Raw genomic sequence first — 4,025 nt, forward strand, 5'->3', positions numbered from 1 at the left:
AATCTGAAAAGAGGCGTTAGCCTCTTTTTTCCGGAACAAGCGCTCGCTTAACTAAAGGCTGCGGTCAGGCGTTGCCAATGGTTTTGTTGCTGTTGTAAGTGCAGCTTCAATTCCTGATAACGCTGCATAAACTCTGACGCATGATACTGATCAACCAGGGCATTACGTTTTTGCTGTAACAGCTCTTTTTTAAGTTGGTAATAATCCTGAATTTTTGCCACTAACAGCTGATATTCCTGCTCCAGCAAAGCGAGCAGTTGCTCGGCATTCGGCAGATGACGGGCTTTATCCTTGGCGCGCTTTAGTTGCATTTTCGCTACTGCCTGGGCAATCCGATCTTCCGGTACTGTTCGCAAATTGCCGGTTAATTTCAGGTATGAGCAAGTCTTAATCAGCCATTTGGTGGGATCAAACTGCCACCAGCGAATACCGTTGCGGTAATCATATTCAAAAATATGATGATAGTTATGATAACCCTCGCCATAGGTCAGAAAGGCTAAAAAACCGTTATCCCGGGCACTGTTTTCATCGGTATAGGTTTGCTTACCCCAGATATGCGCCAGTGAGTTAATAAAAAACGTAAAGTGGTGACTCAATACCAGACGTAATACGCCAACACTCAGTAACATGCCCCAGATATTGCCAACCAGCAGGCCCAGCAACAGTGGAATACCGATATTAGTCAAGAGTACCAGTACTAAGTAATGTTTATGTTGAAAAGCCAGGATTGGGTTCTTTTGCAAATCGCGCACATTACTATAGTCAAAATAGCTCTCACCCTGGTAGTCACGTAACATCCAGCCGATATGGCTATACCAGAAGCCGCGGCCGGCAGAGTAAGGATCCTTTTCATTATTATCGACATGACGGTGATGGACCCGGTGATCAGATGACCAATGAATAGCGCTGTTCTGCAGCGCAAAGGCACCGCCGATAGCGAAAATCCATTGCAAAACTGGGTGAGCATCATAAGTTTTATGTGCCCATAGCCGGTGATAACCAGCCGTAATCGAAATACCGCAATAACCCATACAGAGGATAGTGGCGATAATTTCTGCTGCGGTAAAGCCAACTGTCAGGGCATAATAGGGTACGGCAATAGCCGCAACCAGAAAAGTCAGGCTGAACAGGATAACGTTTGTCCAGATGATTGGATGTTTTTTCATGAATTCACACTTTGAGCTTACAACTGTACGCCAATTTACCGAGCTGCTAACGGCTGGTCAAGGTAAATCGGCTGAACAGCGGTAAGAAAGGGATGCATAGTGACCAGAGCAGAACAGAAAGAGCGCACACGGCAGGCGATTATTAATGCTGCCTTTTCACAGCTTAGCGCCGAAAAAGGCTTTGCCAGTCTAAGTTTGCGTGAAGTTGCACGCGAAGCAGGGATAGCCCCGACATCATTTTACCGTCATTTTGCTGATATGGATGAACTGGGGCTGACGCTGGTTGATGAGGCCGGTCTGATGTTGCGACAACTGATGCGGCAGGCGCGGCTGCGAATAGAAAAACATGGCAGTGTGATCAGTACCTCAGTTGAAACCTTTATGGAGTTTGTCGCTGAAAATAGTAACGTGTTCCGTTTATTGTTGCGTGAACGCTCTGGTACCTCAGCTGCCTTTCGAGGTGCTGTTGCGCGGGAGATTCAGCATTTTTGTGCTGAGCTGGCGCATTATCTGCGCAAACAGACTCAATGTCCGCTGGAGCATGCGCAATTACAGGCCGAAGCCATGGTAACACTGGTGTTCCACACCGGCGCTGATGCCTTGGATGCACCGCGAGAACTCTATCCGCAGTTGACGAAAAGGACCATTACCCAGCTGCGCTGGCTGGCGCATGGCGCAGCGAGTTATGGACGCAAGCAACCGGATTAGATTTTGGTCAGCAATACACCGGTTTCAATATGATGGGTGTAAGGAAACTGATCAAATAATGCCAGCCTGCTGATGGAATGAGTGTTGCTCAGTTCCATCAGGTTGGCAGCAAGCGTTTCCGGATTGCAAGAAACATAAATAATCGATTGGAAACGGCTGACTAACTCCAGCGTGGCTGGATCTAAACCTGCCCGTGGTGGATCAACCAGTACGGTATTAAGTTGCAAAGTCGAGAGGTCGAGATCTTTTAGCTTGCTGCCTTGCTGCAAAGCCGCAGCAACATCTTCAGCAGACATTTGCAGTACTTGCACATTCTCTATGTTATTCAGCGCAATATTGTACTTTGCTGATTGAATAGAGCTGCGCGCCAGTTCGGTAGCAACAACTTGTCCGAATTGGCTGGCTAATGCCAAAGAGAAATTACCGTTACCACAATAAAGCTCTAATAAGTCACCCGATAAACCCCGAGCACAATCTGCTGCCCAGTTGAGCATTTGTTGATTCACGCCAGCATTAGGCTGAGTAAAACTGCCTTCAAGTTGTTGGTAGTGCAGAGTAGTATTTGCCACCGTAAATCGCTCGGTTACAAAGTCATCCGTCACCACCAACTTTTGTTTCCTGGCGCGGCCAATAAAGCGCACGTTGTACAGAGGTGACAATTCTTGCTGAAGTTGCTGAGCTGCTGTTAGCCATTGCTCATCCAGTTTGCGCTTATAAATAAGACTGACCAGGAGCTCGCCGCTGGTGGTTGCCAGATAATCGGCCTGATAAAGCCGGTAACGCAATTCATGATTAAACTGGATAGCCTTTAATAAAACCGGCATAAAGTTAGCAATCGGTTTCGTTGCTACCGGAAACGAGTCTATCCGAACAGGCTGCCTCGTTGCCGGATCAAACATGCAGTGATAAAGATCGTCACCGTTATGCCAAATTCGAAATTCGGCCCGTTGTCTGAAATGCGAATCGGCAGAACGATAAAGCTGTAATGTCGGTAAGGGCAAAGCTTGTAATAACTGTTGCAACCTAATTGCTTTATCGGCAAGTTGCTGTTCATATTGTGCGGGAAATACCTGACCTAACGACATTCGACTCTCAGTATGCAAGAAAAAAGCGCTATTTTAAGCGCTTTTTACCGTAGAACCAAATTTAACCACCGACACTATGCCGGCGTTAAACCGCAATTACTCGTCATTGGAATTATCTTCATCCTGACGCTCACGAGCTTCACGCACTTTTAATGTGCGTTCCTGAAATTCGAAATCATTGAGCTTGGTAATCATTTGATTGGCGTCTGCTGCGGCGACTTCGACAAAGCCAAAACCCCGACGACGTCCAGTCTGGCGATCCTTCATCAGTCGCACATTGACCACAGTACCGTAACGACTGAATAGTGCTTTTACAGCATCTTCATTGGCGCGATAGGGCAGATTTCCCACATATAAGGTTGCAGTCTCACCGCTAAAGTCGTTGTTGGGGATTTCCTGAGTAGAAATTTCAGCGCTAACAGCCGGGCCTTTTACATCGACCAGAATAGGCACCAGAATGCCACATGTAAGAACGCCAGCAATAAATGCCCAGCCAGACGACAAGGGTAAGGTCACGGCAAAGTTAAAAACTAAAAAAGCGATAACAGCAAGTGCCAGTGTATAAGGAAGGGATGCGCGTAACATAGATGACATAATGAATTCCTGCAGCTTAGTTGAAAAATGATTCTTGTTATATAAAGCCACTCTATCTTAACGACTATTTTCTGAACAGCCAACAAGTAATATCAGTTGTTTTAATATGCTACGGCTATAAAAATAACCAAAATGAGGCTTTAATAAGCAAACAGTGCTGTAATCAATGTTTTTTATAAATATCCGCTTGCAGCCTCGTTAAAACTCTCTATAATGCGCGCCATGACATGCGGGGCGCGTAGCCGGGTGCTGCGCTAAACGAGTTTAGCTGGCAAACCGGGTGAGAAAACGAAGCGCTCAAAAATCTTGAAAAAGACGCTTGACAGTGAAGTTTAAATCACTAAAATGGCCGCCTCGCTTCAGGGTGCTGACGAAAGCCCCGAAAAGCAGAGTGAAGCAGTAAGTGAAGTAAAATTGAGTCGAACGTGACGATGAGTCTTAAAAAGAATCCTCCTCACGCTTGACTTAAAAA

At 46.2% G+C, this 4,025-nt stretch carries 4 protein-coding genes; 1 reads left to right on the plus strand and 3 read right to left on the minus strand.

Annotated elements, in window-relative coordinates; genetic code table 11:
• Positions 1-47: 47 nt before the first annotated feature.
• Positions 48-1,166 carry an acyl-CoA desaturase gene (locus AGRI_RS12050; protein WP_008985212.1) on the minus strand — a complete coding sequence of 373 codons (1,119 nt, stop codon included), beginning with the start codon at positions 1,164-1,166 and terminating at the stop codon, positions 48-50.
• 99 nt (positions 1,167-1,265) lie between these two features.
• On the opposite strand from AGRI_RS12050, the gene fabR reads away from it, so the two are divergent.
• Positions 1,266-1,874, plus strand: a complete 609-nt coding sequence (gene fabR, locus AGRI_RS12055) for an HTH-type transcriptional repressor FabR (RefSeq protein WP_008985213.1) — start codon at positions 1,266-1,268, stop codon at positions 1,872-1,874.
• On the opposite strand, the gene trmA is transcribed toward fabR, so the two are convergent.
• Positions 1,871-2,959, minus strand: coding sequence for a tRNA (uridine(54)-C5)-methyltransferase TrmA (trmA, locus tag AGRI_RS12060; protein WP_008985214.1), 1,089 nt, complete (start codon positions 2,957-2,959; stop codon positions 1,871-1,873). The two genes, fabR and trmA, sit on opposite strands and share 4 nt — an antisense overlap.
• 96 nt (positions 2,960-3,055) lie before the next feature.
• Complete coding sequence (locus tag AGRI_RS12065; RefSeq protein ID WP_008985215.1) at positions 3,056-3,553, minus strand: RNA recognition motif domain-containing protein; 498 nt, start codon at positions 3,551-3,553, stop codon at positions 3,056-3,058.
• Positions 3,554-4,025: the final 472 nt, after the last annotated feature.

Origin of the sequence: Alishewanella agri BL06 (assembly GCF_000272005.1) — a bacterium.
In the GTDB taxonomy this organism is placed as follows: domain Bacteria; phylum Pseudomonadota; class Gammaproteobacteria; order Enterobacterales; family Alteromonadaceae; genus Alishewanella; species Alishewanella agri.